Source organism: Pseudomonas sp. AS2.8 (assembly GCF_014190935.1).
In the GTDB taxonomy this organism is placed as follows: Bacteria; Pseudomonadota; Gammaproteobacteria; order Pseudomonadales; family Pseudomonadaceae; genus Chryseomonas.
In genome coordinates this window covers 82,994-108,863 of record NZ_JACHVV010000004.1, presented here as the reverse complement: position 1 = coordinate 108,863, position 25,870 = coordinate 82,994, and the positions used below count along the sequence as shown (strand labels likewise).

Genomic DNA, 25,870 nt, shown 5'->3' with positions numbered 1-25,870 from the left:
CAATCCCTTGCTCACGAGACCCATCATGGCCCAGGCCCCCGGCCTCTACACCCCAACCGTCCCCGTTCCGGCGGACCGCCGCATCCTTGGCGGGCGCGACCTCTTCACCCTCTGGTTCTCCCTCGGCATCGGCCTGATGGTGGCCCAGGCCGGCGCGCTGCTGGCGCCCGGGCTGGGTCTGGCCGATGGCCTGCTGGTGCTGGTGCTCGGCACCGCGGTCGGGGTGCTGCTGCTGGCGGCTGCCGGCCTGGTGGGCAGCGACACCGGTCTGGCCGGCATGAGCGCCCTGGGCCAGAGTCTCGGCCAACGCGGCGCACTGTTGCCGGCGGTGCTCAACATCACCCAGCTGATCGGCTGGGGTGCCTTCGAACTGGTGGTGATGCGCGAGGCGGCCAGCGTGCTGCTGGGCAGCTGGGGCTTGCAGGGCTGGGCCTCGCCGGTGCTCTGGACCCTGGTCTTCGGCGCCCTGGCCACGGCACTGGCGGTGGCCGGTCCGCTGACCTTCGTCCGCCGCTTTCTCAGTCGCTGGGGCATCTGGCTGCTGCTCGGAGCCTGTACCTGGCTGACCCTGGACCTGTTCCTGCGCGCCGACCTGGCCGCGCTCTGGCAGCGCCCGGGCAACGGTTCCCTGACCCAGGCGCTGGGCTTCGACCTGGTGGTGGCCATGCCGCTGTCCTGGCTGCCGGTGATCGCCGACTACACCCGCTTCGCCCGCACCGGTCGCAGCGCCGGTCGCGGCGTCCTGCTGGGCTATTTTTGCGGCAACCTCTGGCTGATGGGTCTGGGCTTCGCCTATACCCTGGCCTTCGCCAGCGGCGGTGAGGCCGACGCTCTGCTGCGCGCCCTGGCCGTGGCCGGCCTGGGCCTGCCACTGCTGCTGATCCTGCTGGACGAGTCGGAAAACGCCTTCGCCGCCTATCACTCGGCAGCCGTGGCGACGGGTTTCCTCGCCCAGGTGAAGATCTGGCAACTGACCCTGGCCATCGGCATCCTCTGCACCCTGCTGGCGCTCCTGGTGCCCCTGGCGCAGTACGAACACTTCCTGCTGCTGATCGGCTCGGTGTTCGCCCCGCTGTTCGGCGTGGTGCTGGTGGATCACTTCCTGCTGCGCCGCCGCAAGGCTCCGCAGCGTGTACGGGCGCTGCGCCTGGAATCCCTGATCGCCTGGGCCCTGGGCGTGGCCGTCTACCACCTGTTGCCGACGCTGCTGCCGGCCTGGGGCGCGACCCTGCCGGCCATCGTGGTGGCCGGCACCGCGCAGGCGCTGTTGGGATTGAAGCGGGTATAGGCCGAGCTGTTGGGCTTCGCTGCGCTCAACCCAACCTACGCCTAACTGCCCTCTCTCCCGCTTGCGGGGGGAGGGTTGGGGTGGGGACAAGTCGGCACGCGTGGATGAGGCTGCGCCGTCATCCACCCTACGACTGAGTCGGATCTGTCGGGCTTCGCTACGCTCAACCCAACCTACGGCGGTTGCGGCCTGACGTAGGTTGGGTTGAGACGGCTCCATCGTCGAAGCCCAACACGGCGGACTACGGCTGCCGCGCCTTGCCCCGGCCCGGGAAATACTCGCCCTTGAGGATGCCATTGAGCTTGGGATAGGGGATCTTCAGCTCCGGGTGGCCCATGGCGTAGGGGGCGATGCTGCCGATGTCGTACTTGAGCGTCAGGGCGCCGAAGTCCAGGGCCACGTTGTTGGTCTTGAGGAAGGGCCACTGCTGGCGGAATTCGGCATCGCCAACGTTGTTGCTGAGCATCCAGGCCTCGCGCGACAGCTGCGCCAGGCGCCAGAATTCGGCTTCCTGCCCCGGCACCAGCATGTCGCCCAGGGTGATCTGCCGGTCGAGATGGCGATCCCAGGTGACGAAGTCGCGGCCGGCCAGGCCATGGGCACCGCCGTTGGCCAGGTAGCTGGAGAATTCGATGATCACCAGGCCGTCATGCTGTTCACGCACCTTGGCCTGCAGATAGCTGCTCCAGCGCGGCTGCGCCTTGGCGAGGAAATCCCGCTCGTAGCTTCCCAGCGAGGCAGGGATGGCCGCGCCCGGCTCGGCGCGGGCCAGGCCCAGCAGGTGCCGCTGCACCAGGGCGTCCAGCGCCGGGTCGCCGAATTCCACGTAGTCGATGTTGATCAGCGGGCAGTCTTCGCCCTGGCAACCGGCCGGGCGGTGCTCCCAGGCCTGGTGGCGAGGCGCGAGGGGTTTGTCGAGGTTGGGGCCGAAGACGCTTTGGCAACCACCGAGCAGCAGGCCGGCGAGCAGGAGGAGCGGGCGGATACGCATGGGATTCCTTGTCATGGAAACGGAGAACGACGGCTTTCGAACCCGTCTGGCCCTATAAGTTTGCCAGGGGCGGGCGGAGGTTTCCCGGCTTGTTGTCCTTTTCGCGACTTGGCGCGCCAGGGGCTGCACGAGCGCAGGCGGCACGCTAGGATGATCTGATCACCTTCAATCAGCGCTGGAGCGCCCATGACCGAAGCCAACGAATCCCAGGCGCCCGCCGTTGAAATCCTGAGTCGCGAAATCTGCTTCCAGGGCTTCTACCGCATGGCCCGTTTCCGGCTGCGCCATCGCCAGTTCTCCGGTGCCCTGGGCCCGGAACTGGAGCGCGAGGTCTTCGTGCGTCCCGATGCCGTCTGCGTGCTGCCCTACGACGCCGTGCGCGACGAGGTGGTGCTGATCGAGCAGTTTCGCGTCGGCGTCATGGAAAAGACCGCTCATCCCTGGCTGCTTGAGCCGGTGGCGGGCTTGGTGGACAAGCAGGGCGAGGCCGTCGAGGCGGTCGCTCATCGGGAAGCCGAGGAAGAAGCCGGGCTGACCTTGCAATCGCTCTGGCCCATCTCCACCTACTTCCCCTCGCCTGGCGGCAGCGACGAACAGGTCTATCTCTACCTGGGTCGCTGCAGCACCGCGGATGCCGGTGGCGTCCATGGTCTGGAAGAGGAGGGCGAGGACATTCGCGTCCATGTCTGGTCGCTGGACGAGGCACTGGCAGGGGTTCGCGACGGTCGAATCAATAACGCAGCGGCAATCATCGCCCTGCAATGGTTGGCGCTCAATCGCGCCGAGGTACGGGGGTTATGGGGCTGAAACTGCGAGATCGCTATCGAGTTGACCTGCCGGGCCTGCAGGCCACGTGCGAGGCCAACTACGTGCGGCTGATGCGGCTTCTGCCCAAGATGCGCGAAGCCGTGGTATCGCGCCGCGTCATGTTGTCGCAAGGCGAGCGCCCGCTGGGCGTGCTCGCCCTGGAAGTCACCGAGGCCTGTCCTTATACGACGGTCTTGCGGGTGCGTCAGGAGCTGGGACTGCCCTGGCTGCCGGTGCCCGAACTGGAAGTGCGCGTCTATCACGATGCGCGGATGGCGGAAGTGGTGTCGGCCGGGGCCTCCCGGCACCTGCTCGGACGCTATCCCTATCCCAACCAGGCGATGTATCAGCCTGACGAAAAGAGTCAGCTCAATCTGTTTCTCGGTGAGTGGCTGAGTCACTGCCTGGCCTGTGGCCACGAAGCTGAACCTATCCTGCAGCGATGAGCACTGGGGCGCAACGCTGACAGCCGCGGCTTCCCTCGCGCGGTGCAAGCTGCGAAAATGTGAAGCATGCACGCAAGTTCCCGGGAACTTTTCTGCACCCTGCCTGCGCTCGTTGTCCCCTTATGCCTAGGAGGCTTTGGTGAGTTTGCCGGATAGTGTCAATGCTCCCCTCGTCGTCCAATTGACCGATAGTCATCTGTTCGCGCGCGCCAACGGTCGGTTGTTGGGTATCGATACGGCAGCCAGCCTGCAACAGGTGGTGGCCCAGGTGGTACGGGAGCAGCCACGCATCGATCTGCTGCTGGCCAGCGGTGACCTCTCCCAGGACGGCTCCGTGGCCTCCTATCAACGCTTTTGCGAGCTGACCGAACCCCTGGCCGCGCCCATGCGCTGGCTGGCCGGCAACCATGACGAGAACGCGCCCATGGCCAAGGCCTGCGGCGATCGCGATTTCCTTGAAACCGTCACCGACCTGGGCGCCTGGCGCCTCATCCTGCTCGACAGCACCGTGCGCGGCTGCGTGTTCGGTGAGCTGGAGCAGGAACAGCTGCTGGCCCTGGACGAGGCCCTGAGCGCCGCGCCCGAGCGTCCGGCACTGATCTGCCTGCACCACCACCCGGTACCCGTGGGTTGTGGCTGGATGGAGCCCCTGGGCCTGCACCGGGCGGACGAGCTGTTTGCCGTACTGGATCGCCATCCCCAGGTCAGGGTGGTGCTCTGGGGGCACATCCACCAGGAGTTCGATCAACTGCGCAACGGCGTACGCCTGCTGGCCTCGCCCTCCACCGGTCTGCAATTCGAGCCGGGCAGCGAGGACTTCAAGGCGGGCGACCAGGCCCCGGGTTATCGCTGGTTGCGCCTATTGCCCGACGGCAAGCTGGAAACCGGTGTCTCACGCCTGCAACAGCATGCCTTCACCGTGGATCACAGCGCCGCGGGCTACTAGGGCTGCCAGGGCTGACGCCGGTCGGTTGCCTTGGTCGCGAGGGTCGAAACGGGTTATTCTTTACCTGTTTATTTATCCAGTAGGAGCGGCCCGATGCCGTCTATCCTCTATATCCATGGTTTCAACAGCTCACCCGCGTCCTTGAAGGCGCGGCAGCTCACCGCCTGCATGACCCGACTCGGCCTGGCGGACCGCCTGCGCGCGCCGGCGCTGCCCAACGATGCCGACGCCGCCTTCGCCCTCCTGGAGCGCGAACTGGCCGAGCTGGACGCCCCCTTGCTGGTCGGCAGCTCCCTGGGCGGCTACTATGCCACCGTCCTGGCCGAGCGCCACGGGCTCAAGGCCGTGCTGATCAACCCGGCGGTCCGGCCCTGGCGCTTCATGGAGCATTACCTGGGGCCCCAGCGCAATCACCATACCGGCGAGAGCTGGACCCTCACCGAGGCCCACGTCGAGGCCATGCGGGCGCAGGAAGTCGCGGCGCCGGCGGATCCCGAGCGTTTCCACGTCTGGCTGCAGACCGGCGACGAGACCCTCGACTACCGTGACGCCGAACGCTACTACGGCGGCTGTACCCTGCGCATCGAGCAGGGCGGCGACCACGGCTTCCAGGGCTTCCATCGCCAGCTGCCCCTGTTGCTGGAGCTGGCCGGCTTCGACCCGGCGCTCTGGCGCGAGCTGGATTTCAACACCTTCGAATAGAGACCCCATGGCCACGCAGAACGCCTATAACGCCGACGCCATCGAAGTCCTCTCCGGACTCGATCCGGTGCGCAAGCGCCCTGGCATGTACACCGACACCTCCCGGCCCAACCACCTGGCCCAGGAAGTCATCGACAATAGCGTGGATGAGGCCCTGGCCGGTCATGCGCGGCAGGTGCAGGTGATCCTGCACGCCGACAACTCCCTCGAGGTGATCGACGACGGTCGCGGCATGCCGGTGGACATCCATCCGGAAGAGGGCGTCTCCGGCGTCGAGCTGATCCTTACCAAGCTGCACGCCGGCGGCAAGTTCTCCAACAAGAACTACCAGTTCTCCGGCGGTCTGCACGGTGTGGGCATCTCGGTGGTGAACGCCCTGTCGACCCGGGTCGAGGTGCGCGTCAAGCGCGAGGGCAACGAATACGGCATGGCCTTCGCCGACGGCTTCAAGGCCAGCGAACTGGCCGTGGTCGGCAGCGTTGGCAAGCGCAATACCGGCACCAGCGTGCACTTCTGGCCGGACCCCAAGTACTTCGATTCGCCGAAGTTTTCCGTCAGCCGTCTCAAGCACGTGCTCAAGGCCAAGGCGGTGCTCTGCCCGGGCCTGGCGGTGAGCTTCTTCGACGAAGCCAGCGGCGAGCGCAGCGAATGGCATTACGAAGACGGGCTGAGATCCTATCTGATCGACACCGTGGGCGATGCCCTGCGGCTGCCCGAAGCACCCTTCCACGGTAGCCTGGCCTCGGCCCGGGAAGCGGTGGACTGGGCGCTGTTCTGGCTGCCCGAGGGCGGCGAATCGGTGCAGGAAAGCTACGTCAACCTGATTCCCACCGCCCAGGGCGGCACCCATGTGAACGGCCTGCGCCAGGGCTTGCTGGACGCCATCCGCGAATTCTGCGAATTCCGCAACCTCCTGCCGCGCGGCCTCAAGCTGGCCCCGGAAGACGTCTGGGAGCGCATCGCCTTCGTCCTCTCGATGAAGATGCAGGAGCCGCAATTCTCCGGCCAGACCAAGGAGCGTCTGTCCTCCCGCGAGGCCGCGGCCTTTGTCGCCGGCGTGGTCAAGGACGCCTTCAGCCTCTGGCTCAACGCCCATCCGGAGCTGGGTCAGCAGATCGCCGAACTGGCCATCAACAACGCCGGTCGCCGCCTCAAGGCGGGCAAGAAGGTCGAGCGCAAGAAGATCACCCAGGGTCCGGCGCTGCCCGGCAAGCTGGCCGATTGCGCCGGCCAGGACCCGATGCGCTCCGAGCTGTTCCTGGTGGAGGGCGACTCCGCCGGCGGCAGTGCCAAGCAGGCGCGCAGCAAGGAATTCCAGGCCATCATGCCGCTGCGCGGCAAGATCCTGAACACCTGGGAAGTGGACGGCAGCGAGGTACTGGGCAGCCAGGAGGTGCACGACATCGCCGTGGCCATCGGTATCGATCCGGGCAGCGCCGACCTGAGCGGCCTGAGATACGGCAAGATCTGCATCCTCGCCGACGCCGACTCCGACGGCCTGCATATCGCCACCCTGCTGTGCGCCCTGTTCGTGCAGCACTTCCGTCCGCTGGTGGATGCCGGCCACGTCTATGTGGCCATGCCGCCGTTGTATCGCATCGACCTCGGCAAGGAGGTGCACTACGCCCTCGACGAAGCCGAGCGCGACGGCGTGCTGGATCGCCTGGCGGCGGAAAAGAAGCGCGGCAAGCCCCAGGTGACCCGCTTCAAGGGCCTGGGCGAGATGAATCCGCTGCAGCTGCGCGAGACCACCATGGACCCCAACACCCGGCGCCTGGTGCAGCTGACCCTCGAAGACGTGCCCGGCACCCTCGAGATGATGGACATGCTGCTGGCCAAGAAGCGATCCGGCGACCGCAAGAGCTGGCTGGAATCCAAGGGCGATCGCGCCGAAGTGCTGCTTTGAGCGCCTGACTCATTGGGCGTGCCCATCGCGGGCATGGGTCGCTCCTCCGGTAGGAGCAACCCATGGCCACGATAAAGGCAAGCCACCCGATTACCGACGTAACACCAAAGGATTCCCATGAGTGCACCCCTCGACCTGAGCCTGGATGGCGTCGAACGCCGTTCGCTGGCCGACTTCACCGAGCAGGCGTACCTGAACTACTCCATGTACGTCATCATGGACCGCGCCCTGCCGCATATCGGCGACGGTCTCAAGCCGGTCCAGCGCCGCATCATCTATGCCATGAGCGAACTGGGCCTGGACGCCGACGCCAAGCACAAGAAGTCCGCCCGTACCGTGGGTGACGTCCTCGGCAAATACCATCCCCACGGCGACTCGGCCTGCTACGAGGCCATGGTGCTCATGGCGCAGCCGTTCTCCTATCGCTATCCGCTGGTGGATGGCCAGGGCAACTGGGGGGCGCCGGACGATCCCAAGTCCTTCGCCGCCATGCGCTACACCGAGGCGCGCCTGTCGCGCTATTCCGAGGTGCTGCTCAACGAACTGGGGCAGGGCACCGTGGACTGGGTGCCCAACTTCGACGGCACCCTGAACGAGCCGGCGGTGCTACCGGCGCGGCTGCCCAACCTGCTGCTCAACGGCACCACCGGCATCGCCGTGGGCATGGCCACCGACATCCCCCCGCACAACCTGCGCGAGGTGGCGGCCGCCTGCGTGCGCCTGCTGGACGATCCCATCGCCGGCATTCCCGAGCTGCTCGAACACGTGCCGGGTCCGGACTTCCCCACCGAAGCCGAGATCATCACGCCCCACGCCGACCTGCGCAAAATCTACGAGACCGGTCGCGGCTCGGTGCGCATGCGCGCCGTCTACCGCCGCGAAGACGGCGACGTGGTCATCACCGCGCTGCCGCACCAGGTCTCCGGTTCCAAGGTGCTGGAGCAGATCGCCGCCCAGATGCAGGCCAAGAAGCTGCCTATGGTGGCCGACCTGCGCGACGAGTCGGACCACGAGAATCCGACCCGCATCGTCATCGTGCCGCGCTCCAACCGCATCGATGCCGACGAGCTGATGCAGCACCTGTTCGCCACCACCGATCTCGAGTCCAGCTACCGGGTCAACCTCAACGTCATCGGCCTGGACGGCAAGCCCCAGGTCAAGGACCTCAGGCAGATCCTCCAGGAATGGCTGATCTATCGCATCGGCACCGTACGCCGCCGCCTGCAGTTCCGCCTGGACAAGGTCGAGCGTCGCCTGCACCTGCTGGACGGCCTGCTGATCGCCTTCCTCAACCTGGATGAAGTCATCCACATCATCCGCACCGAAGAGCATCCCAGGCAGGCGCTGATGGCCCGCTTCGAACTCTCCGAGGACCAGGCCGACTACATCCTCGAGACCCGCCTGCGCCAGCTGGCGCGCCTGGAGGAGATGAAGATCCGTGGCGAACAGGCGGAGCTGCTCAAGGAGCAGAAGCGTCTGCAGACCCTGCTGGGCAGTGACAAGAAGCTGCGCAACCTGGTCCGTGACGAGCTGATCAAGGATGCCGAGACCTATGGCGACGCCCGGCGCTCGCCCATCGTCGCCCGGGCCGAGGCCAAGGCCCTGTCCGAAACCGAACTCATGCCCACCGAGCCGGTGACCGTGGTGCTGTCCGAGAAGGGCTGGGTACGTCAGGCCAAGGGCCACGACGTCGATCCGACCGGCCTGTCGTACAAGGCTGGCGATGGCTTCAAGGCGGCGGCCCTGGGTCGCTCCAACCAGTTCGCCGTGTTCATCGACTCCACCGGGCGCAGCTATTCCGTCGCCGCCCATTCGCTGCCGTCGGCGCGTGGCCAGGGCGAGCCCCTGACCGGACGCCTGACGCCACCGCCGGGGGCCAGCTTCGAATGCCTGCTGCTGCCGGATGACAGCGGCCTCTATGTCCTGGCCTCGGACGCCGGCTACGGTTTCGTGGTCAAGGGCGAGGACCTGCAGGCCAAGAACAAGGCCGGCAAGGCACTGATCAGCCTGCCCAACGGCGCCAGGGTACTGTCCCCGAAGCCGGTGGCCTCTCTGGAGAACACCTCCCTCGCGGTGGTCACCAACGAGGGGCGGCTGCTGGTGTTCGCCATCACCGAGCTGCCGCAGTTGGCCAAGGGCAAGGGCAACAAGCTGATCTCCATTCCCGGCGAACGGGTCGCCAAGCGCGAGGAATACGTGGTCGATCTGGCCGTGGTGCCGGCCGGCGCCTCCCTCACGCTGCAGGCCGGCAAACGGCCCTACACCCTCAAGGGCAGCGACCTGGAGCACTACCGTGCCGAGCGCGGCCGGCGCGGCAACAAGCTGCCGCGGGGCTTCCAGCGGGTGGACTCGCTACAGGTGGAAACTTGAGCCGCCCGCGGTCAGCCGCTAGCATAGCCCGGATTTTTTCGACCAGGACTCGCCGGGCCTCGCTGCCCGTCGAGAGAGAGCCTCGATGAAACGGATGTGTCTTGCCAGGCTGGCGCTCGCTGGCCTGCTGGCCGGCCTGGGTGGCTGTGCCAGCCTCGGCCCCAGCCACTACTACCAGCTCGATGGCGGCAATGCGCGTGCGCCGGCGAGCAGTGAGCGCGGCCTTGCGGTATGGATCGAAAGCCTGCAGCTGGCCGACTACCTGCAGCGCGACGTGCTGCTGGAGCGCCAGCCCGACGGCAGTCTCAGGACCACCCGCGATCACTGGGCCGGACCGCTCGACGCCAACGTGCGCCAGTTGCTGCAGCGCCAGCTCGCCGGTCGCCTCAACAGCGGCCGGGTGGTGGTGGGTGAGCAACCCGCAGGCTTCGATCCGCAGTACCGGGTGGAACTGGTGGTGACCCGCCTCGATGCCGGTGACCAGGCGCCTGCCACCCTCGATGCCAGCTGGCAGTTGCGCGACGGCCAGGGTCGGCTGCTGGACACCGAGGTGATCCACCTGCAGACCCGGCACACGGGCGATCGCGCGGCCCAGGTGCGGGCCCAGGGCGAATTGCTGCAGCAACTGTCGGCGCGGCTGGCCACCGATCTCACCAAGGTCGCCCAGCGCGGCCGACGCGAGACCGAAATGGCGCGCAAGGAGCCGAAGAAACTCGTCGAAGAGGCCCAGGCCCGGCCGACGCTGCCGGCCGTGGTGCCCATCCGCACCGGCGCCGAGGTCTATCGCTTCTGACCCGACCAGGCTCCGCGCGTCGCCGCGCGGGAGCCTTCGGCGGCGCACGATGTTCTATCCAGCAGGACCCTCAAGCCCCGGAGGTTTCATGACGCTGCCCCTGTTTCCGCTCAACACCACTCTGTTTCCCGGCTGCCGCCTCGATCTGCAGCTGTTCGAAGCCCGCTATGTGGACATGCTCGGTCGCTGCCTCAAGCAGGGCAGCAGCTTTGGCGTGGTGACCATCCTCGAAGGCCGCGAGACCGGTGGCGCGCCTAACCGCCTGGGCGCCTATGGCTGCGAGGCGCTGATCCGCGACTGGCAGCAGCAGAGCAACGGCCTGCTGGGCATTCGCATCGAAGGCGGGCGGCGCTTTCGCCTGCTGAGCCAGGAAGAGCAGGCCGACCACCTGGTGGTGGGTGAAGTCGAGTGGCTGCCCGAAACCGCTCCCCAGCCGCTGCGCGATGGCGACGCCGATCTCATGGCGCTGCTGGTGGCCCTGGCCCAGCATCCCATGGTCGCCAGCCTGGACATGGGCGGCGAAGTCGCCGACCGCCAGGCCCTGGGTTGCCAGCTGGCCTATCTGCTGCCGTTCGAGGCGCACCTCAAGCTGGAATGGCTGGGCCTGAACGACCAGGGTCAGCGCCTGGCCGCTATCGAGCGTCACCTGGTGGATCTGCAAGGTGATTTCCAGGCCTAAGAGCCTGTTCATAATCTGCTGCGCGTCGGCCAAACCGCGTTGAAAACACCTTCGGAATGCTCATTTAACCTATGTAAACTCCGCTTCCTCAGGCGTTTTCGCCTTGTTTGGCTCTAGCTCGCAAGATTCTGAACAAGCTCCGGGCCAAACACCAGGCAAAAGAAAGCCCGCCGGGCAGGGCGGGCTAAAAGTGCTTTGGGGGCACTCGATAGGACTCTGGCACTTTGCCATAAGTTCAGTCTTATGAGATCAAAGTGCCAGTCTTGATGATTCAGCCTGCCAGCAGCTTGATGAACTCGCGATTGAAGGCTGGGATGTCGTCCGGCTTGCGGCTGCTCACCAGTTGACCGTCAACGACGACCTCCTGGTCCTGCCAGGTGGCGCCGGCATTCTTCAGGTCGTCGGTCAGCGATGGCCAGCTGGTCAGGGTCTTGCCCTGCACCAGGCCGGCGGAGATCAGCAGCCAGGCCCCGTGGCAGATGACGGCGACCGGCTTGCCGGCGTCGGCGATCTGCTTGGTCAGCTGCTGGGCCTGCTCGTCGATGCGGATGGTGTCGGCATTGACCACGCCGCCGGGCAGCAGCACGGCGTCATAGTCACCGGCATTGGCCGCGGCGAAGGTGAGGTCTACCGGAAAGCTGTCGGCCGGCTCGGTGCCGTCCCAGCCGCGCACCTCACCGTCCTCGGCGGAGATGATGTGGGTCTCGGCGCCGGCCTGCTCCAGGGCCTGCTTGGGGCCGGTGAGTTCGGCCTGCTCGAAGCCGTCGGTGACCAGGATGGCGATTTTCTTGCCGTTCAGGGATGTAGCCATGGTTGCGGTTACCTCGAGGGGAATTCGGTTAGGCTAGCCTTTTGCCAGCGCTCCTGAATCCGGCTCGTTTTGCCCCTGCTAAGTTCCTTCGTCGCGCCCGATGGCATCGCCGGGCGGCGCAGAGTAGATTTGCGACATCCATCGCAGAGTAGTCCCCATGTCCCAAGCGTCCCCTCAGCTGACCGAGGAGCAGATCCGTCAGGCCCTGCAAGGCATCAGCATTCCTCCGCAGCCGCAGATCATGGTGGATCTGCAACTCGAACAGCTCATGCCCAACCCCGATCTCAAGGTCATCTCGCGCCTGATCGGCCAGGACCCGGGGCTCTCGGGTGCCCTGCTCAAACTGGTGAACTCGCCGTATTTCGGCCTCAGCAACCGCATCACGTCGATCCAGCGGGCAGTCAACCTGCTGGGCAGCCAGTCGGTCATCAACCTGATCAACGCCCAGTCGATCAAGGGCGAGCTCACCGACGAGACCATCGTCATCCTCAACCGCTTCTGGGACACCGCCCAGGACGTCGCCGAGACCTGCCTGAGCCTGGCCAAGAAGACCGGCTATCCGACCCCGGACGAAGCCTATGCCCTGGGTCTGTTCCACAACTGCGGCATCCCGCTGATGCTCAAGCGCTTCCCCAACTACATGGCGGTGCTGGAAGAGGCCTATGCCAGCGTCAACGAGCAGGTGCGGGTGGTGGACGTGGAGAACCGCATCTTCAGCACCAACCACGCCGTGGTGGGCTATTTCATCTCCCGCTCCTGGCGCCTGCCGGAACACGTCGGCCAGGCCATCGCCAATCACCACAACGCCCAGTCGGTCTTCGACGAGGACTCGTCCACCGACATCCAGATAAAGAATCTGCTGGCGCTGCTGAAGATGGCCGAGCACATCTGCCGCTGCTATCGCGCCCTCGGTGGCCAGGACGAGGACCACGAGTGGCAGGCCATCGCGCCGCGGGTACTGGATCACGTCGGCCTGTCCGAATACGACTTCGAGTCGCTCAAGGAAACCATCCTTGAAATGGGCAGCGGTCGGATCAATTACTAAGGCGTCCGCAATCCTCCTGGATCCTCATGCCCGAATTACCTGAAGTCGAAACCACTCGCCGGGGCATCGCGCCCCATGTCGTCGGTCAGCGTGTGCGCCGGGTCATCGTCCGCGATGGCCGGCTGCGCTGGCCGGTACCCGAGGACCTGGACGTGCGCCTCTCCGGACAGCGCATCGAGGCCGTCGAGCGACGCGCCAAGTACCTGCTGATCCGCGCCGAGAGTGGCACCCTGATCGGTCACCTGGGCATGTCCGGCAGCCTGCGCCTGGTGCCCGCCGACCAGCCGCCGGCCAAGCACGAGCACGTCGACATCGAACTGGAATCCGGACTGTCGCTGCGCTACACCGATCCCCGGCGCTTCGGCGCGCTGCTCTGGACCCAGGACCCCCATGCCCATGTGCTGCTCAGCAAGCTGGGGCCCGAGCCGCTGACCGAGGCCTTCGACGGCGGTCGCCTGTTCGAGCTGTCGCGCGGGCGCAGCATGGCGGTCAAGCCCTTCATCATGGACAACGCCGTGGTGGTGGGGGTGGGCAACATCTACGCCGCCGAGGCGCTGTTCGCCGCGGGTATCGATCCCCGCCGTGCCGCCGGCAGCGTTTCTCGGGCGCGTTACGAGCGCCTGGCCGAAGAGATCAAGAAGGTCCTGGCACGCTCCATCGAGAGCGGCGGCACCACCCTGCGCGACTTCATCGGCGGGGACGGCGCGCCGGGCTATTTCAAGCAGGAGCTGTTCGTCTACGGACGCAAGGGCGAATTCTGCAAGGTCTGCGGCACGGGGTTGCAGGAGATCCGCCTCGGTCAGCGCGCCAGCGTCTATTGCCGCAATTGCCAGCGATGAGGGCCCTGGCCGGGGTGGTCCTGCTGACGCTGCTGGGCGGGGAGGCGGCCTGGGCGGATGCCGACAACGGCCGCAACCTCTTCCTGCGCCGCTGCCACAACTGCCATTCGGTGGGGCCGGGCGCCCAGTCCGGCTTCGGGCCCCAGCTCAACGACCTCTTCGGTCGCCAGACCGGGAGTCTAGCCGGCTACCACTACTCGGAGGCCATGCGCAACGCCGGCTTCGCCTGGGACCGCGAAGCCCTGGCGGCCTTTCTGCGCGACCCCGAGCGGAAGGTGCCGGGCACCAAGATGAGATTCTGGGGCATCGGCGACGCCGACGACCTGCGCGACATCGCCGACTACCTGGAGACCCAGCACGGCATTCCTTAGAACCTGTTCACGATCTCGCGAGCTAGAGATAAACAAGGCGAAAACGGCTGAGGAAGCGGAGTTTACGAGTGGTAAATGAGCATTCCGAAGCCGTTTTCAACGCCGTTTAGCCGACGCGCAGCAGATCGTGAACAGGTTCTTAGTGGTCGCCGCCGCCGGCGCCGGGCTTGGCCGCGAAGGGCGGCTTGGCCAGCCAGATGATCAGGAACAGCCCCATGAAGATCCAGCCGAGCAGGGTGAAGTAGTCCACCGTGGAGAGCATGTAGGCCTGGCCTTCCACCACCTTGTCCAGCTGGGCATAGGCCTGCTGCGACGGCCCGCCGAGGGCGTCCAGGTAATGCTGGGTGGCCGGGCTGTAGACGGTGACGTCCTCGGTCAGCTGGGCATGGTGATGGATGGCGCGGCGCTGCCACAGCCAGGTGGTCAGGGACGAGGCGAAGCTGCCGCCCAGCACCCGCAGGAAGGTCGCCAGGCCGCCGCCATCCGCCAGCTCCGACGGCTTGAGGCTGGACAGCAGGATGCTGGTGGTGGGCATGAAGAACAGCGCCACGCCCAGGCCCATGAAGGTCTGTACCTCGGCGATGTGGCGATAGTCCACCTCGTTGTTGAAGGTGGCGCGCATGAAGCAGGACGCTCCGATCACCAGGAAGGAGCCACCGGCCAGCAGGCGCAGGTCGGTCTTGTGCGCGAACTTGCCCACCAGCGGCGAGAGGATCACCGGCAGGATGCCGATGGGCGCCGCGGCCAGACCCGCCCACACCGGGGTGTAGCCGAGCTGGGTCTGCAGCCACTGGGGCAGCAGCAGGTTGATGCCGAAGAAGCCCGAATAGCCCAGCACCAGCGCCAGGGTGCCAAAGCTGAAGTTGCGATAGCGGAACAGCCGCAGGTTGACGATGGGATGCTTGTCCGTCAGCTCCCAGATCACCAGGGCGGTCAGGGCCACGGCGGAAAAGGCCGCGCCCAGGCAGATCAGGTTGGATTCGAACCAGTCCAGGTCGTTGCCCTTGTCCAGCACCACCTGCAACACGCCCACGCCCAGTACCAGAAGGATCAGCCCGACATAGTCGATGGGCTGGTGCACCAGCTTTTCCGGTTTCTTGCCCAGCTGGCTCCAGACCACCAGGGTGGCGAAGATGCCGATGGGGATGTTGATGAAGAAGATCCACGGCCAGCTGTAGTTGTCGGTGATCCAGCCGCCGGCGATGGGGCCGATGATGGGCGCCACCACCGTCACCATGGCCAGCAGCGCTAGCGCCATGCCGCGCTTGGCCGCCGGAAAGATCGCCAGCAGCAGGGTCTGGGCCATCGGGTAGAGCGGGCCGGCGACGAAGCCCTGCATGGCGCGGAAGATCACCAGCTCCGGCATGGAGGTGGCGATGCCGCAGAGAAAGGAGGTGATGACGAAGAGCACCACGGCGGCCATGAACAGCTTGACCTCGCCGAAGCGCCGCGCCATCCAGCCGGTCAGCGGCAGGGCGATGGCGTTGCTCACGGCAAAGGCGGTGATGACCCAGGTGCCCTGTTCCGAACTCACCCCGAGGTTGCCGGAAATGGTGGTCAGGGCGACGTTGGCGATGGTGGTGTCGAGCACCTGCATGAAGGTGGCCAGGGACAGGCCCACCGTGGCGAGCACCAGGCTCGCCGGGCGAAAGGCGTTATCGCTCATGACGGATTACCAGAAGGGGTGGACGGGGAGGCTCGCCAGGGAGCCTCCTTGGCTGTCAGCGCTTGGCGACGCCCGCGGCGCGCGCCGCCGGACCGTTGTTGTGGACGATCTGCTGGATCAACTGATCGGCCTCGGCCAGCTGATGGTCGTAGACGTCGGTGCTGTAGCGCGGCTGCTGCGGCGTGGTGGTGGGCAGGCGGGCGCCGTCCTGGTCGTGCAGGTCGACGTCGACCACGGTCGACAGGCCGATGCGCAGCGGGTGCTTGTCCAGGTTGTCGCCTTCCAGGCGGATCCGCACGGGCAGGCGCTGGACGATCTTGATCCAGTTGCCGGTGGCGTTCTGCGCCGGCAGCAGCGAGAAGGCGCTACCGGTACCCACGCCCAGGCTTTCCACCACGCCGCGATAGCGGACATCGTCGCCATAGAGGTCGGAATGGATTTCCACCGGCTGGCCGATACGCATCTCGGCGAGCTGGGTTTCCTTGAAGTTGGCGTCGATCCAGATCTGGTCCAGGGGCACCACGGCCATCAGCGCCGCGCCGGGCTGCACGCGACTGCCGACCTGCACCGAGCGCTTGGCGACATAGCCGCTGACCGGCGCCACCAGGGTGCTGCGGGCATGGTTCAGATAGGCCTGGCGCAGCTGGGCGGCGGCGGCCTTGACGTCCGGGTGCGAGGCGATCTCGGTGTCGTCCACCAGCGCCTGGTTGGTGTCCAGTTGCTGCTGGGCGGAGGTCAGGGAGCTCTGCGCCGCCACCAGGGTGTCCCGGGCATGGGCCAGTTCTTCCTTGGAGATGGCACCGCCCTTGGCCAGTTGCTGGCGGCGGGCGTAGTCGGCACGGGCGCGCTCGACCTCGACGCGCCGCGCGGCCACCTGGGCCTTGTAGCTGTCGACGTTGCTGAACAGGCCGCGCACCTGGCGCACGGTCTTGGCCAGGTTGGCCTCGGCGCTCTGCTGGGCCACGGCGGTGTCGCTGGGATCGAACTCCACCAGCGGCTGGCCCTGGCGGACGAAGTCGCCATCGTCCACGGCGATGCGGGTCACGGTCCCGATGACCTGGGGCGTGATCTGCACCAGGTTGCCATTGACGTAGGCGTCGTCGGTGCTGGCGTGGAAGCGGCCATAGAACAGGTGGTAGCAGTAGACGCCTACGCCGGCCAGGATCACCACCAGCAGCAGGAGCAGCAGGAGGAGTTTGCGTTTGCCGGAGCGCTGTGGCTTCTGCTCCTGGGCATTGTCGTTGGGGGTTGCGGCGGAATCGGCCATGGTCGGGCTCTCGGTATCAGTGTGTGGCCGCGGCGGCGGGTGCCGGCGGCAGGTTGGACGGTTGGAAGCCGCCGCCCAGGGCCTGCATCAGCAGCACGCCGCTGTCGATGCGATCGGCCCGGAGGCTGGCCAGCTGGCGCTCGGCCTGCAGCAGTTGCTGCTCGACGGTCAGGGCGTCGAGGTAGTTGCCGATGCCGGCGCCATAGCGCTGCGTGGCGATGTCGAAGGAGCTCTTGGCGATGTCGCGGGCCCGTTGCTGCTCGACGATCTGCTGGTCCAGCGAGCGCTGGCGGGTGATGGCGTCGGCGATGTCGCCCAGCGCCTGCACCAGGGTCTGGTTGTACTGGGCCACGGCCAGGTCGTAGTCGGCGTCCCGGCTGGCGAGATCGGAGCGGCGGCGCCCACCGTCGAAGATCGGCAGCGACAGCGCCGGGCCGACGTTGAAGAAGCGCGCCGGTCCGCCGAACAGGGCATCGCCGAGGATTGCCTTGCTGCCGGCGGCCACCGTCAGGTTGAGATTGGGGTAGAAGTTGGTCTTGCTGGCGGTGATGTCCTTGCTCGCGGCCTCCACGCGCCAGCGGGCGGCGATCAGGTCCGGGCGACGCCCGGCCAGTTCGGCGGGCAGCTGGGCCGGCAGATTCACCGCAGCGGGAGCGATCAGCTTCGGTCGCGGGATCTCGGCGCCGCGGTCGGGGCCCTTGCCCAGCAGCACGGCGAGACGGATCTGCGCCGTACGCACCTGCTGTTCGGCGGCGGTATGGGCCGAGGCGGAGCTGGCTTCCAGACTCTGGGTCTGCTGCAGCTGGTAATCGCTGTCGAGGCCGGCGTCGACCCGGCGCTGGGCCAGGTCGAGCATGCCGCGGGTGCGTTCCAGGTCCTGCTGGGCCACGTCCAGGCTGGCATAGGCCAGGCCGAGCTGGTTGTAGGCGCGACTGACGTTGGCCGCCAGGGTCAGGCGCGCGGCCTGGCGATCCACCTCGCCGGCGCGGGCGCGACCGAGGGCGGCTTCCCAGGCGGCGCGCTGGCCGCCCCAGAGGTCGAAGCTGTAGCTGCCGCTCACGTCGAACTGGCGCAGGGTGCTGTAGCGGTCACCCTGGCCGAGGGGGTCGTCCGGCCGCGCCAGGCGCGAGCGGGTCACGCCGCCATTGGCGTCGATCTGCGGATAGCGATCGGCATCGGCGGCGAGCACCGCGGCATCGGCCTGGCGACTGCGCGCATCGGCTTCCTGCAGCGAAGGGCTGTCGCGCAGGGCCTCGCGGATCAGGCTGTCGAGTTGCGGATCACCCAGCCGGGTCCACCAGTCGGCGCTCGGCCACTGGGCGGGGGAGAGGCGATCGCTGGCAAAGGTGGCTTCGCCCTTGAGCGTCGCCGGATCCACGGCGCGCCCCTGGGTGTGCAGCCCCTCGGACGACACGCAGCCGGCCAGCAGCAGGGCGGCGCAGAGGGCGGTCAATGGCAGGCGAAAGGTCATGGGTCAGAGGTCTCCAGAGGTCTCCGGCAGCAGGCCGGAGGGGCTGAGCAGGCGGCGCAGCAGGCGTTCGAGGTCATCCAGCTCCTGGCGATCCAGGCAGTGGGTCAGGTCGTTGAGTGCGTCCACGCCGATCTGCATGAGTTCACTGCTCAGGGCCTGACCCTGTTCGGTCAGCTCCAGGCGTACCTGGCGGCGGTCGCTGAGGCTGCGCACGCGGCGCAGCAGGCCCTTGGCTTCCAGGCGATCGAGCATGCGGGTCATGGCGCCGCTGTCGAGGGACAGGCAGCGACTGAGCTCGGCCGGGGTGTCGGTCTGGTCGCGGGCGAGCAGCAGCAGCACCTTGAATTGGGCAGCGGTGATGTCGTAGGGCGCGAGGTGACTGTCCAGCACGCGATCCTTGTACTGGTTCGCCAGGTGAATCAGGTGGCCCACGGAATTGCGCAGCGGAAAGTTGCTACGGTCGAAATGTGACATTGCAGTATCTGCCCAGGCAATCAAGCGTATCCAGAATACTGCCTAGGCAGTGAAATATTCACACACCTTTGCGCAGGGGAGAGTTGCGCATTTTGAAACAATTGGAAAAGTCTGCTGGCAGACCCTTGTCCCGCGGTTGCCTGGACGTCGATCATGGCGGCAACTTCACGCTGAACCGAGCCATGACGCCTCTCTTCGATCTAGACCGACTGCGCCAGGCACTGGTGCCCTTGCGGCGCGACCTGCCGCCGGATCTCGACCACCAGGGCTATCGCGCCCATTACCGCCTGGCGGACAGCCTCGCGCGGCCGGAGGTCACCGTGGCCCTGGGCGCGCTGGCCGCCGGCGGCTACCAGCTCGCCGTGCAAGGCTGGTGGCCGCGCGAGCCGCGGGGCAGCCTGCTGATGCTGCACGGCTACTACGACCACATGGGCCTCTATGGCCACGTGGTGGACTGGGCCTTGTCACGGCAGTTGGCGGTGCTGGCCTGCGACCTGCCCGGGCATGGCCTGTCGAGCGGGACCCGCGCCAGCATCAACGACTTCGCCGAATACCAGACCGCCCTGACGGCCCTGATCGCCGAGGCCCGGCGCCTGGACCTGCCGCGGCCCTGGCACCTGCTCGGCCAGAGCACCGGCGGCGCCATTCTGCTGGACTATCTGCTGCGCGGTGAGCCGGCTCCCGAGCTGGGCGAGACGATCCTGCTGGCGCCCCTGGTCAGGCCCCACGCCTGGCGCCAGGGCCTGTGGACCTATCGCCTGGTGAAGCCCTTCGTGCGCGCCCTGCCACGGCGCTTCTCGGTGAATTCCGGGGATCCGGCCTTTCTCGACTTCCTGCAGCAGGACGACCTGCAGCCACGCGAGTTGCCGGCGCAGTGGGTTGGCGCCCTGGCGCGCTGGATTCCGCAACTGGAGAGGGCGCCGGCCAGTACCCGCAGCCTGCTGGTGATCCAGGGCGAGCAGGATTTCACCGTCGATTGGCGGCACAACCTGGGGGTGCTGGAGGCCAAGTTCGCGCGGCCCGAGGTGCTGCGCCTGCCGGAAGCGCGGCACCATCTGGTCAACGAGACCGCCGCCCTGCGCCAGCGCTATTTCCGCTGGCTGGACGACCGTCTCGCCTGAGCCGGCTTACTGACCGCCGCCGCCCAGGCCGGCGCGCAGGGCAGCCACGGCGGCGCGGTAATAGGCGCTGCCATTGGGCGAGCTGGCGAAGTCGGCGAACTGGCCGAGTTCGCTGTCGTTCAGGGTGCGATAGACATAGAGCAGGGTGTTTTCCAGGTCACCGGCATTCATCTGCTGGATGAAGCGCTGGCGCTGCTGCTCGATCATGCCGCCGGATTGCTGCTGCCCCATCAGGCCCGGCAGCATCGAACTCAGGCTGTCGGCGGCGAGGCCCGCCAGGGCCACGCTGACCTCGGCCCCGGCTTCGCGCACGGGCAGGGCGGTGGCCAGGCGCTTGGCCTGGGCACGCCGGGCCGGACTGGCCTGCATCTGGGGCACGCCATTGGCGTTCTTGGCCAGCTGATCGCTGCGGGTGGCGGCGATCTCCGCGGCGACCACCTTGCGGCCCACCGGCGACTGGAAGAACTGCAGGGCGGGGCCGTCGGCCGCCAAGCTCTGGCGCAAGGCGGCCAGGGCGCGCTGGTCGATGGCCGCGGCGGTGTAGCGTTTGTTGCTGTTGTCCACCAGGCTCTGGTAGAGCGCCGGCGGCAGGCTGTTCTGGTAGCGCTGCTGGGCAGCCTGCAGGGCGTCGCGGAAGTGTCCGCGCTGCTCGGGCCAACCTGCGGCCTGATAGAGACTGACCGTATCGTCGGCCAGGGCGGGCAGGCTGATGGCGAAAAGCAGGGAAGCGAACAAAACGCGCATGGACACCTCGGGCAGCGGCGCAGAGCCGGAAAGTCCGCCATTGTCGGCAACCCCAGGCTGACTGTCGAGGCGCTCATCCCGGGCATTCGTCGCCTGGTCAAGGCGGGCGCGCAGCCGTGGCCGACTTCTCTTACACTCGGCATCCCGCCGGCCTGGCCCGGTTCTGACGGTTTCCGCGATGGCTCTGCACCCCGAGCATCCCCTGCTGCAACGTATCGTCGACGATCTCGCCGAGCACGGCTGGTCGCGGCAGAGCATCTTCCTGCCCCTGGACCTCACCGCCGAGCTGGCCGCCGAATGTCGGCTGCGCCACGCCCGTGGCGAACTAGAACGCGCCGGCATCGGCCGCGGCGAAAGCCCACTGATCCGCGAGGGCGTCCGCGGCGACCATATCGCCTGGCTGGACCCGGACGATGAGCATCCCGGCGTGCAGCGCTACCTGCACCTCATGGACACCCTGCGCGAGGCCTTCAACCGCTCCCTGTTCCTGGGGCTGGAAGACTACGAGAGCCACTTCGCCCTCTATCCGCCCGGCGCCTTCTATGCACGGCACCTGGATCGCTTCCGCGACGATGACCGCCGCATGGTCTCCCTGGTGCTCTATCTCAACGACGCCTGGCTGCCGGAGCAGGGTGGCGAGCTGCGCCTCTATCTCGACGAGCAACGCCAGCAGGATGTCCTGCCCCTGGGCGGCAGCCTGGTGTGCTTTCTCTCCGGCCAGTTGCCCCACGAGGTGCTGCCGGCCACCCGCGAGCGGCTGTCGCTGACCGGCTGGTTCCGCCGGCGTGGCGACAATCCGCTGCAGGCCTAAGGCGTAGACTTGTCGGCTGACCGGGGAGGGTGCATGGAAAAGATACTGGTGAGTCGCTGCCTGCTGGGGCATCGGGTGCGCTATGACGGCGGCGCCCATGGCCCCTTCGATCTGCTGGGCGTCTGGCAGTCGGAAGGGCGCATCGTGCCCCTCTGTCCGGAGGTGGCCGGGGGCTTGCCCACGCCGCGGCCGCCCGCGGAGATACCCGGTGGCCAGGGCGGCGCGGTGCTGGACGGTCGGCTGCCGGTGGTGACCGATAGCGGAGAGGACGTGACTCTGGCCTTCGTTGCCGGGGCCGAGGCCGCGCTCGAACTGATCGCGCGCCATGGCATCCGCCTGGCGGTGCTCAAGGCGCGCAGTCCGTCTTGCGGCAATCGGGAAAACTACGACGGCAGCTTCAGCGGCACCCGGGTGGCGGGCGAGGGGGTCACGGCGGCGGCGCTGAAGCGCGCTGGCGTCGCCGTCTTCAACGAGACCGAACTGCACGAGGCGCAGCGCCTGCTCGCGGCGCTGGAAGGCGACGCCTAGAGGGTCTCCGGCTGGCGGCCCAGCAGGCTCTGGAAGTGCGCCTTCTGCACGAAGCAGCCTTTGGGAAAGCGCCAGCCGACCAGTTCGCCCGGCTGCTTTTCGAGATTCTGGGCAAAGACGGTGGCGCCCATGGCACGCGCCAGGACGGCATATTCGCGCAGCGGGACCTTAACGACAGGAACATCCGGGCTGATCATGGGCGCTCTGCTGGGTGGGTCGCCCACGGTCGAAACGACGATCGCGGCAAGCCCACAGGTGACTTGCCAGGCTTATCGGCACCCCTGCGCGGAACTTCAGCCCGCGGATGAAAAAGCTCGCTCTAGTCGGCGGCTCTGGGCGTCTCCGGCAGGAACCAGTTCATCAGCAGCGCGCACAGGCCGCCGGTGGCGACGCCGGATTCCAGTACCGCCTTCAGGCCGGCCGGCATATGGGCGAGAAATTCCGGTACCTGGGAAATGCCCAGGCCCAGCGCCAGGGAGACGGCGATGATCAGCAGCGCGCGGCGGTCCAGCTCGACGCTGGCGAGGATGTTGATCCCCGAGGCGGCGACCGCGCCGAACATCACCATGGCCGCGCCACCGAGCACCGGCTCGGGCACCGCCTGGATCACCCCGGCCACCGCCGGGAACAGCCCCAGCAGGACCAGGATGGCGGCGATCCACAGGCCGACATGGCGACTGGCGATGCCGGTCAGCTGGATCACCCCGTTGTTCTGGGCGAACACCGAACTGGGAAAGGTGTTGAACAGTCCGGCCAGCAGCGAGTTGGCGCCATTGACCAGCACCCCGCCCTTGATCCGCTGCATCCACAGCGGGCCTTCCACCGGTTCGCGGGAGACCTTGCTGGTGGCGGTGATGTCGCCGATGGCTTCCAGCGAGGTCACCAGGTAGATCACCAGCAGTGGCACGAACAGCGACCAGGAAAAGCCCAGGCCGAAGTGCAGAGGCAGGGGGATCTGCACCCAGGCCGCCTCGTGCATGCCGGTGAAATTCAGCCGACCCAGCCAGGCTGCCAGGGCGTAGCCCAGCAGCAGGGCGACGACGATGGCGCTGCTGCGCAGGCCGCGCAGCGGAATGCGATTGAGCACCACGATGGTGGCCAGCACGGTGCCCGACAGCAGCAGATTCTCGCCATTGGCGAAGGTGCCGTTGCCCAGCGCCGCGAAGCCGCCGCCCATGCTGATCAGGCCGACCTTGATCAGCGTCAGGCCGATCATCAGCACCACGATGCCGGTCACCAGCGGGGTGATCAGGCGCTTGACGAAGGGCAGCACCCGCGACACGCCCATCTCGACGAAGGAACCGGCCATGACCACGCCGAAGATGGCCGCCATCACGGCTTCCACCGGGGTGCCGTTCTTGACCATCAGGGCGCCACCGGCGATCAGCGGACCGACGAAGTTGAAGCTGGTGCCCTGGACGATCAGCAACCCGGCGCCGAAGGGCCCGAAGCGGCGACACTGGACGAAGGTGGCGATGCCGGAGATCACCAGCGACATGGACACGATGAGGTTGGTGTCGCGCGGCGAGACGCCCAGGGCCTGGCAGATCAGCAGACCGGGGGTGACGATGGGCACGATGATCGCCAGCAGGTGCTGGATGGCGGCGAGCAGGGCGATCAGCGGGCGCGGTCGGTCCTGGGGACCGTAGAGCAGTTCGGAGCGGGAAGGCTGGGACATGGGCGGAGTCGTCGCGGAAAAAGCGCCGATCTTACCGGATGCCCGCGCCGGGGCGCAGGGTCTTCGACCAGGACACGGCCGCCGACCTGGGAGGGCGGCGGCCGTGCCTGACGACTTACAGGATGAAGCGGGCCACGTCGCGATTGAGGTCGGCGGCGTGATGCTGCAGGGAGCGCGACTGGCGCTCCGAATCCTCGGCGCCGCTGGCCAGGGTGTCGCCGAGGCCCTTGATGGTGATGACGTTGCGGGTGATCTCCTCGGTGACCGAGGTCTGCTCCTCGGCCGCCGTGGCGATCTGCAGGGACATCTCGGAGATGACGCCGGCACTCTGCGCGATCTCTTCCAGGGCGCTGGAGGCGCGTTCCACGTCGGCGACGCTGCGCTCGGCGATGGCCATGCTGCTGTCCATGCGCTGCACCGCCTGGCGGGTCATCTGCTGCAGGGTGCCGATGGTCTCGTTGATCTCCCGGGTCGACGCCTGGGTCCGCTGGGACAGCGTCCGTACCTCGTCGGCGACTACCGCGAAGCCGCGGCCATGCTCGCCGGCGCGGGCCGCCTCGATGGCCGCGTTGAGCGCCAGCAGGTTGGTCTGCTCGGCGATGCTCTGGATGCTGTCCAGCACCTTGGCGATGGCCTGGGAGTGGTGGTCCAGTTCGCCGATCACCCGGGTGGCGTCATCCACTTCCCGCGCCAGGCTGTTGATCGATTCCTTGCTGGTCTGCACCAGGGTCAGGCCCTGGGCGGTGCTGTCGGAGGACTGGCGGATGGCCTCGGCGGTCTGCTCGGCATTGCGGGCGATCTCCTGGGTGGCGGAAGACATCTCCGTCACGGCCGTGGCCACCAGGGTGATCTCCTGCTGCAGGCGACCCAGTTCCTGGGTGGCCGCGGCGCTGCGTTGCAGCACCTTCTGCGATTCGGCGTCCACGCTCTGGGCATGCTGACGCACGCCACCGATCAGGCCGTGCAGGCTGGCCACGAACTGGTTGAAGTGGCCGGCCAGGCCGCCGACCTCATCGCTGCTCTGCACGGCGATGCGGCGGGTCAGATCGCCCTGGCCGTCGGCGATCACCTGCAGGCCGCTGGAGACCACGCCCAGCGGCCTAAGTAGATAGCTGCACAGCAGGTTGATCAGCAGCAGCGAGCCGCCCAGCACCACGGCCAGGATGCCTAGGCTGATCCACAGCTGGCGTTGCAGCGGCGCCATGAGCACGCCGCTGTCGACGATCATCACCAGGGTTTCGCCATTGTGATTCATGGGCGCGGCATAGAGGCGCTGGCCGGCGGCAGTTTCGACATGGCGCTCGCCGGGCGCCTGGGCCAGGCGCTGGAGGGTGTCCGCGTCGAGCTGGGGAAAGAGCTCGGTGATCGGCTTGGCCAGCAGGGCGGCGTCTTCGTGGCCCAGGACGATGTTCTGGCCGTTGACCAGCACGGCACTGCCGGCGCCCGGCAGTTGCACGCGCTTGAGCTGGTCGAGGATGTCGCTGATGCTGACGTCCGCGCCAAGGATCGCAGTGGTCTTGCCCGCCGACTGCAGGGCCCAACCCAGCGACAGCACGTTCTGCTTGGTGGCCGCCGCCACGGTGGGAATGGAAAAGAACACCTTGCCGGGATTCTGCTGCGCCTGCTGGTACCACAGCCACTTGCGCGGATCGTTGTTGTCCGGCGGCAGCTGGACGCCATTGGCATTGACCTGGCTGCCATCGCCCCGGGCATAGAAGACGTTGTCGAAGCCGCCGGAATGCTTGACCTGGTTGAGCCCGGCCGGGAGGTTCGCCTCCTCGGTGTCGGCGGCCAGGGCCCCCAGCGCCGCGGCCTTGCCGTCCAGCCACTGGCGCACCCCGCCGTTGAAGACGAAGCTGACGGTCTTCAGCTGCTCGACCGTGGAGGCTTCCAGCGCCGTACGGGTATTGAAGAAGTTGATGGCGGTAAGACCCACCCCCACGACCAGGACGGCCGCGGTGGCAGACAACGAGAGTTTCTGTTTCAACGACAGGGCAGGCACGGCGGGGTGACTCCGATAATTAATTAATTGTCGGACTTTATCGGTGCCTGTAGGAGATAACTTGAGCGGCCAGTCAGGTTTTTCCTGCGGGGGCGGATCACTGGAGATCAGGCG

Annotated in this window: 25 protein-coding genes and 1 pseudogene; 15 read left to right on the top strand and 11 right to left on the bottom strand. The window is 67.2% G+C overall.

Features of this window, described 5'->3' with window-relative positions; genetic code table 11:
- Positions 1-25 precede the first annotated feature (25 nt).
- Positions 26-1,288, top strand: coding sequence for a putative hydroxymethylpyrimidine transporter CytX (gene cytX / locus FHR73_RS17205; protein ID WP_183632911.1), 1,263 nt, complete (start codon positions 26-28; stop codon positions 1,286-1,288).
- A gap of 241 nt (positions 1,289-1,529) precedes the next feature.
- Here cytX and FHR73_RS17200 read toward each other — a convergent pair whose 3' ends face one another.
- A complete protein-coding gene (locus FHR73_RS17200; RefSeq protein WP_183632910.1) occupies positions 1,530-2,279 on the bottom strand; it encodes an RsiV family protein in 750 nt (249 codons plus the stop codon).
- Between the two features lie 186 nt (positions 2,280-2,465).
- Here FHR73_RS17200 and FHR73_RS17195 point away from each other — a divergent pair, with 186 nt between their 5' ends.
- From FHR73_RS17195 to FHR73_RS17160, 8 genes are all read left to right on the top strand, one after another.
- Entirely contained in the window at positions 2,466-3,086 is a 621-nt protein-coding gene (locus FHR73_RS17195; RefSeq protein WP_007162102.1) for an NUDIX domain-containing protein, read from the top strand.
- On the top strand, positions 3,077-3,532 hold the full coding sequence (locus FHR73_RS17190; protein ID WP_132832828.1) for a DUF1249 domain-containing protein: 456 nt from the start codon (positions 3,077-3,079) through the stop codon (positions 3,530-3,532). The genes FHR73_RS17195 and FHR73_RS17190 overlap by 10 nt, the downstream gene beginning before the upstream one ends.
- 139 nt (positions 3,533-3,671) lie before the next feature.
- Entirely contained in the window at positions 3,672-4,478 is an 807-nt protein-coding gene (gene cpdA / locus FHR73_RS17185) for a 3',5'-cyclic-AMP phosphodiesterase (RefSeq protein ID WP_409258693.1), read from the top strand.
- A gap of 93 nt (positions 4,479-4,571) precedes the next feature.
- A complete protein-coding gene (locus tag FHR73_RS17180; RefSeq protein WP_183632908.1) occupies positions 4,572-5,180 on the top strand; it encodes a YqiA/YcfP family alpha/beta fold hydrolase in 609 nt (202 codons plus the stop codon).
- 7 nt (positions 5,181-5,187) lie between these two features.
- Entirely contained in the window at positions 5,188-7,086 is a 1,899-nt protein-coding gene (gene parE / locus FHR73_RS17175) for a DNA topoisomerase IV subunit B (RefSeq protein WP_183632907.1), read from the top strand.
- A gap of 117 nt (positions 7,087-7,203) precedes the next feature.
- Positions 7,204-9,456 carry a DNA topoisomerase IV subunit A gene (gene parC, locus FHR73_RS17170; RefSeq protein WP_183632906.1) on the top strand — a complete coding sequence of 751 codons (2,253 nt, stop codon included), beginning with the start codon at positions 7,204-7,206 and terminating at the stop codon, positions 9,454-9,456.
- A gap of 94 nt (positions 9,457-9,550) precedes the next feature.
- Complete coding sequence (locus FHR73_RS17165) at positions 9,551-10,249, top strand: membrane integrity-associated transporter subunit PqiC (protein ID WP_260175738.1); 699 nt, start codon at positions 9,551-9,553, stop codon at positions 10,247-10,249.
- Positions 10,250-10,337: 88 nt separating this feature from the next.
- Positions 10,338-10,928: an LON peptidase substrate-binding domain-containing protein gene (locus FHR73_RS17160; RefSeq protein ID WP_183632904.1), complete on the top strand. Its 591-nt coding sequence runs from the start codon at positions 10,338-10,340 to the stop codon at positions 10,926-10,928.
- Between the two features lie 271 nt (positions 10,929-11,199).
- Here FHR73_RS17160 and FHR73_RS17155 read toward each other — a convergent pair whose 3' ends face one another.
- The gene (locus FHR73_RS17155; RefSeq protein ID WP_183632903.1) at positions 11,200-11,739 is read right to left on the bottom strand and encodes a type 1 glutamine amidotransferase domain-containing protein; all 540 of its coding nucleotides are present in this window, start codon (positions 11,737-11,739) and stop codon (positions 11,200-11,202) included.
- A gap of 220 nt (positions 11,740-11,959) precedes the next feature.
- Between FHR73_RS17155 and FHR73_RS17150 the strand changes: the two genes are divergently transcribed.
- The 3 genes from FHR73_RS17150 to FHR73_RS17140 are packed head-to-tail and all read left to right on the top strand — an operon-like array spanning position 11,960 to position 13,994.
- The gene (locus FHR73_RS17150) at positions 11,960-12,784 is read left to right on the top strand and encodes an HDOD domain-containing protein (protein WP_183633339.1); all 825 of its coding nucleotides are present in this window, start codon (positions 11,960-11,962) and stop codon (positions 12,782-12,784) included.
- Between the two features lie 26 nt (positions 12,785-12,810).
- Positions 12,811-13,623, top strand: coding sequence for a bifunctional DNA-formamidopyrimidine glycosylase/DNA-(apurinic or apyrimidinic site) lyase (gene mutM / locus FHR73_RS17145; RefSeq protein ID WP_183632902.1), 813 nt, complete (start codon positions 12,811-12,813; stop codon positions 13,621-13,623).
- The gene (locus tag FHR73_RS17140; RefSeq protein WP_183632901.1) at positions 13,620-13,994 is read left to right on the top strand and encodes a cytochrome c family protein; all 375 of its coding nucleotides are present in this window, start codon (positions 13,620-13,622) and stop codon (positions 13,992-13,994) included. The genes mutM and FHR73_RS17140 overlap by 4 nt, the downstream gene beginning before the upstream one ends.
- Before the next feature lie 139 nt (positions 13,995-14,133).
- Here FHR73_RS17140 and FHR73_RS17135 read toward each other — a convergent pair whose 3' ends face one another.
- From FHR73_RS17135 to FHR73_RS17120, 4 genes are read right to left on the bottom strand one after another with little or no spacing between them, the layout of a single operon-like run.
- Positions 14,134-15,660 carry a DHA2 family efflux MFS transporter permease subunit gene (locus FHR73_RS17135; RefSeq protein ID WP_183632900.1) on the bottom strand — a complete coding sequence of 509 codons (1,527 nt, stop codon included), beginning with the start codon at positions 15,658-15,660 and terminating at the stop codon, positions 14,134-14,136.
- A gap of 55 nt (positions 15,661-15,715) precedes the next feature.
- Positions 15,716-16,927 carry an efflux RND transporter periplasmic adaptor subunit gene (locus tag FHR73_RS17130; RefSeq protein ID WP_260175737.1) on the bottom strand — a complete coding sequence of 404 codons (1,212 nt, stop codon included), beginning with the start codon at positions 16,925-16,927 and terminating at the stop codon, positions 15,716-15,718.
- Between the two features lie 16 nt (positions 16,928-16,943).
- Positions 16,944-18,398, bottom strand: coding sequence for an efflux transporter outer membrane subunit (locus FHR73_RS17125; protein WP_183632899.1), 1,455 nt, complete (start codon positions 18,396-18,398; stop codon positions 16,944-16,946).
- Positions 18,399-18,401: 3 nt separating this feature from the next.
- Positions 18,402-18,872, bottom strand: coding sequence for a MarR family transcriptional regulator (locus FHR73_RS17120; protein WP_007162087.1), 471 nt, complete (start codon positions 18,870-18,872; stop codon positions 18,402-18,404).
- A 182-nt stretch (positions 18,873-19,054) separates the two neighbouring features.
- Here FHR73_RS17120 and FHR73_RS17115 point away from each other — a divergent pair, with 182 nt between their 5' ends.
- Positions 19,055-19,993, top strand: coding sequence for an alpha/beta hydrolase (locus FHR73_RS17115; RefSeq protein WP_183632898.1), 939 nt, complete (start codon positions 19,055-19,057; stop codon positions 19,991-19,993).
- Positions 19,994-19,999: 6 nt separating this feature from the next.
- Here the strand turns inward: FHR73_RS17115 and FHR73_RS17110 are convergent, their stop codons facing one another.
- Positions 20,000-20,737: a DUF2059 domain-containing protein gene (locus FHR73_RS17110; RefSeq protein WP_183632897.1), complete on the bottom strand. Its 738-nt coding sequence runs from the start codon at positions 20,735-20,737 to the stop codon at positions 20,000-20,002.
- A gap of 178 nt (positions 20,738-20,915) precedes the next feature.
- On the opposite strand from FHR73_RS17110, the gene FHR73_RS17105 reads away from it, so the two are divergent.
- The gene (locus FHR73_RS17105) at positions 20,916-21,548 is read left to right on the top strand and encodes a 2OG-Fe(II) oxygenase (protein ID WP_183632896.1); all 633 of its coding nucleotides are present in this window, start codon (positions 20,916-20,918) and stop codon (positions 21,546-21,548) included.
- A gap of 33 nt (positions 21,549-21,581) precedes the next feature.
- Positions 21,582-22,076, top strand: a complete 495-nt coding sequence (locus tag FHR73_RS17100; RefSeq protein WP_183632895.1) for a DUF523 domain-containing protein — start codon at positions 21,582-21,584, stop codon at positions 22,074-22,076.
- On the opposite strand, the gene FHR73_RS17095 is transcribed toward FHR73_RS17100, so the two are convergent.
- The 4 genes and pseudogenes from FHR73_RS17095 to FHR73_RS22870 all read right to left on the bottom strand — a co-directional run.
- The gene (locus FHR73_RS17095; protein WP_007162082.1) at positions 22,073-22,273 is read right to left on the bottom strand and encodes a hypothetical protein; all 201 of its coding nucleotides are present in this window, start codon (positions 22,271-22,273) and stop codon (positions 22,073-22,075) included. The genes FHR73_RS17100 and FHR73_RS17095 overlap by 4 nt on opposite strands.
- Before the next feature lie 122 nt (positions 22,274-22,395).
- Positions 22,396-23,754 carry a nucleobase:cation symporter-2 family protein gene (locus FHR73_RS17090; RefSeq protein WP_183632894.1) on the bottom strand — a complete coding sequence of 453 codons (1,359 nt, stop codon included), beginning with the start codon at positions 23,752-23,754 and terminating at the stop codon, positions 22,396-22,398.
- A 115-nt stretch (positions 23,755-23,869) separates the two neighbouring features.
- Complete coding sequence (locus FHR73_RS22875) at positions 23,870-24,583, bottom strand: methyl-accepting chemotaxis protein (protein ID WP_371099673.1); 714 nt, start codon at positions 24,581-24,583, stop codon at positions 23,870-23,872.
- A 144-nt stretch (positions 24,584-24,727) separates the two neighbouring features.
- Positions 24,728-25,591, bottom strand: a pseudogene (locus tag FHR73_RS22870) (cache domain-containing protein); the annotation flags it as partial.
- Between the last annotated feature and the right edge of the window lie 279 nt (positions 25,592-25,870).

Coding starts and splice junctions, on each gene's coding strand:
- FHR73_RS17105 (WP_183632896.1), top strand. CDS start 20,916: ATGGCTCTGCACCCCGAGCATCCCCTGCTGCAACGTATCGTCGACGAT.
- mutM (WP_183632902.1), top strand. CDS start 12,811: ATGCCCGAATTACCTGAAGTCGAAACCACTCGCCGGGGCATCGCGCCC.
- FHR73_RS17165 (WP_260175738.1), top strand. CDS start 9,551: ATGTGTCTTGCCAGGCTGGCGCTCGCTGGCCTGCTGGCCGGCCTGGGT.
- FHR73_RS17200 (WP_183632910.1), bottom strand. CDS start 2,279: ATGCGTATCCGCCCGCTCCTCCTGCTCGCCGGCCTGCTGCTCGGTGGT.
- cytX (WP_183632911.1), top strand. CDS start 26: ATGGCCCAGGCCCCCGGCCTCTACACCCCAACCGTCCCCGTTCCGGCG.
- FHR73_RS17195 (WP_007162102.1), top strand. CDS start 2,466: ATGACCGAAGCCAACGAATCCCAGGCGCCCGCCGTTGAAATCCTGAGT.
- FHR73_RS17130 (WP_260175737.1), bottom strand. CDS start 16,927: ATGGCCGATTCCGCCGCAACCCCCAACGACAATGCCCAGGAGCAGAAG.
- FHR73_RS17135 (WP_183632900.1), bottom strand. CDS start 15,660: ATGAGCGATAACGCCTTTCGCCCGGCGAGCCTGGTGCTCGCCACGGTG.
- FHR73_RS17095 (WP_007162082.1), bottom strand. CDS start 22,273: ATGATCAGCCCGGATGTTCCTGTCGTTAAGGTCCCGCTGCGCGAATAT.
- parC (WP_183632906.1), top strand. CDS start 7,204: ATGAGTGCACCCCTCGACCTGAGCCTGGATGGCGTCGAACGCCGTTCG.
- FHR73_RS17125 (WP_183632899.1), bottom strand. CDS start 18,398: ATGACCTTTCGCCTGCCATTGACCGCCCTCTGCGCCGCCCTGCTGCTG.
- FHR73_RS17100 (WP_183632895.1), top strand. CDS start 21,582: ATGGAAAAGATACTGGTGAGTCGCTGCCTGCTGGGGCATCGGGTGCGC.
- FHR73_RS17110 (WP_183632897.1), bottom strand. CDS start 20,737: ATGCGCGTTTTGTTCGCTTCCCTGCTTTTCGCCATCAGCCTGCCCGCC.
- FHR73_RS17155 (WP_183632903.1), bottom strand. CDS start 11,739: ATGGCTACATCCCTGAACGGCAAGAAAATCGCCATCCTGGTCACCGAC.
- FHR73_RS17140 (WP_183632901.1), top strand. CDS start 13,620: ATGAGGGCCCTGGCCGGGGTGGTCCTGCTGACGCTGCTGGGCGGGGAG.
- FHR73_RS17115 (WP_183632898.1), top strand. CDS start 19,055: ATGACGCCTCTCTTCGATCTAGACCGACTGCGCCAGGCACTGGTGCCC.
- FHR73_RS17120 (WP_007162087.1), bottom strand. CDS start 18,872: ATGTCACATTTCGACCGTAGCAACTTTCCGCTGCGCAATTCCGTGGGC.
- FHR73_RS17190 (WP_132832828.1), top strand. CDS start 3,077: ATGGGGCTGAAACTGCGAGATCGCTATCGAGTTGACCTGCCGGGCCTG.
- FHR73_RS17180 (WP_183632908.1), top strand. CDS start 4,572: ATGCCGTCTATCCTCTATATCCATGGTTTCAACAGCTCACCCGCGTCC.
- FHR73_RS17160 (WP_183632904.1), top strand. CDS start 10,338: ATGACGCTGCCCCTGTTTCCGCTCAACACCACTCTGTTTCCCGGCTGC.
- parE (WP_183632907.1), top strand. CDS start 5,188: ATGGCCACGCAGAACGCCTATAACGCCGACGCCATCGAAGTCCTCTCC.
- FHR73_RS17090 (WP_183632894.1), bottom strand. CDS start 23,754: ATGTCCCAGCCTTCCCGCTCCGAACTGCTCTACGGTCCCCAGGACCGA.